A 2,035-nucleotide genomic window follows, 5' to 3' on the forward strand; every position below is an offset into this window, starting at 1 on the left:
CGGCTCGCCCGCCGACAGTCCGCCTCGCGATGCCGAGATTGTCACGCTGGGCGCCGCCGACGTGCCCGCCATGATGGCGCTGACGGAGTTGACCAAGCCCGGCCCGTTCGCGCTGCGCACCCATGAACTCGGCACGTTCCTCGGCATCCGCGCCGGCGGCGAACTGGTCGCGATGACCGGCGAGCGGATGAAGCCCGGGAAGTTCGTCGAGATGACGGCCGTCTGCGTGCATCCGGACTATCGCGGACGCGGCTACGCACAGGCGCTGCTTGCGGCGGTCGCACGCCGGATCGAGGCGCGCAGCGAGATTCCGTTCCTGCACGTGTTTTCGAGCAACGCCTCCGCGATCGCCCTCTATCAGCGGCAGGGCATGCGCATTCGCCGCCGCCTGCATGTCACAGCGGTGATGAAGCAGGGATGACGGCCCGGTGGTACGCACCGGGCCGGTGCGATCAAGTCTTGTAATCGACCAGCAGCGCGCTCGACGCGGAGGCATTGTTGCTGCCGCTGGCGCTGTAGGACGTCGACTGGCTGGTCGCACTCTGAAGCATCGCGAGCAACTCCTTCATCATGTCCTCGGTGCTGGTGGAGGACGAGCTGGACGAGGAGGTGGAGGAGGTCGAGGCGGTGCTCGATGAGTCGCTGCTGTCGTCCGGCGGCGGAGGCGGGCCGCCGGCACCACTGGCCCCGGAGAATGTGCTGGAAAACACGTTCTTGAGTTCGCTGGCCTGGTCGCTGGTCAGCTTGCCGCTCGACACCTCGCTCTCGATGAGGTCGTCGATCTTGGACTGCATCTCGTCGGACGAGGGCGGCGACGAGGAGCTGGAGCTGGATGCACTGCTCTTGAGCGCGGAATCGATGTCGTCGAGCGCGGAGGAGAGCGCCGATTCGTCGCTCGAGCTGATGGTGCCCGCCGAGACTTCCTTGGTGAGCTCGCTCTTAAGGCGGTCGAGTGGGGAATAAGAATTGGTGGAGGCTGCGGAGATCGAGGTCATTGTGGGGTGCCCATGATGAGGTCAGGATTACGCTGAACATGGCCGTGAGGCTAAAGGTCGCGCGATTAACGAGGTCTTGCCGCAAGGATTGCAGCGGTTTTCGTTGTGTTGCTCGCGCCCTGATGAACACGCGGCGAAACAAAAATGCCGAGGTGACTTGCGCGGACCCGGTCCTGGAAGGGTGGGCTTCCCCGCGGCCGATTTGTCGCTATATCCATCTCAACCAATGCAGGGAGGCAGCACGTCATGGACGCCAAGGCAGACATCAAGACGACCGATTTTTCCGCCGCGCGGACGGCGATGCAGCGCTACGTCGACCAGGAGATCATCCCGGGGGCGTCCTGGGCGGTGCTGCGCGGCCGCGAGGTCGTCGACCAGCAATGCGTCGGCTTCGCCGACCGCGAGACGAAGACGGCGCTGCGGCCCGATCATATCTTTCGCGCGTTTTCCAACACCAAGATCTTCGTCACCTGCGCGATCATGCTGCTGATGGAAGAGGGGCGTATTGGGCTTGATGACGCCGTCGAGAAATTCCTGCCGCAGCTCGGCAATCGCAAGGTCTTGAAGCAGGGCGCGGCAAGCCTTGCCGACGTCGAGCCGGCGAAGAGCCCGATCACGATCCGCCAGCTTCTGACCCACACCTCCGGCCTCAGCTACGGCATCTTCGATCCCGGCTCGGTGCTGTTCAAGGGCTACAACGAGGCGCGCGTGCTCAATCCGCTGACGCCGCTGACCGACATGATCGACCAGCTCGCCGATCTGCCGCTGTCCTATCATCCCGGCGAAGGGTGGGAATATTCGGTGGCGACCGACGTGCTCGGCCGCATCGTGGAGGTCGTCTCCGGCACATCGCTCGATGCCTTCCTCAAGGCGCGCATCTTCGAGTCCCTCGGCATGACCGACACCGGCTTCTACGTGCCGGAGGCGCAGCAGGGCAGGCTGGTCGCGCTCTACAACGGCGCCGATGTGCTCGACCCGATGAAGCCGGGCCTCACGCGGGCCGACAACCTGCCGTATCCGCAAGCCTATCGGCGGGCGCG

3 protein-coding genes are annotated in these 2,035 nt (G+C 64.8%); 2 read left to right on the plus strand and 1 reads right to left on the minus strand.

Translation table 11 applies throughout. From position 1 onward, the window contains the following. Positions 1–421 (plus strand): GNAT family N-acetyltransferase (locus tag PMI42_RS11395; protein ID WP_008133842.1); only part of this gene is annotated, 421 nt, incomplete at its 5' end. 31 nt (positions 422–452) lie between these two features. On the opposite strand, the gene PMI42_RS11400 is transcribed toward PMI42_RS11395, so the two are convergent. Beyond that, complete coding sequence (locus PMI42_RS11400) at positions 453–995, minus strand: hypothetical protein (RefSeq protein ID WP_008133843.1); 543 nt, start codon at positions 993–995, stop codon at positions 453–455. 246 nt (positions 996–1,241) lie between these two features. On the opposite strand from PMI42_RS11400, the gene PMI42_RS11405 reads away from it, so the two are divergent. Next, a partial coding sequence (locus tag PMI42_RS11405; RefSeq protein WP_008133844.1) for a serine hydrolase domain-containing protein occupies positions 1,242–2,035 on the plus strand: 794 nt, incomplete at its 3' end.

Origin of the sequence: Bradyrhizobium sp. YR681, from assembly GCF_000282615.1 — a bacterium.
GTDB lineage: Bacteria > Pseudomonadota > Alphaproteobacteria > Rhizobiales > Xanthobacteraceae > Bradyrhizobium.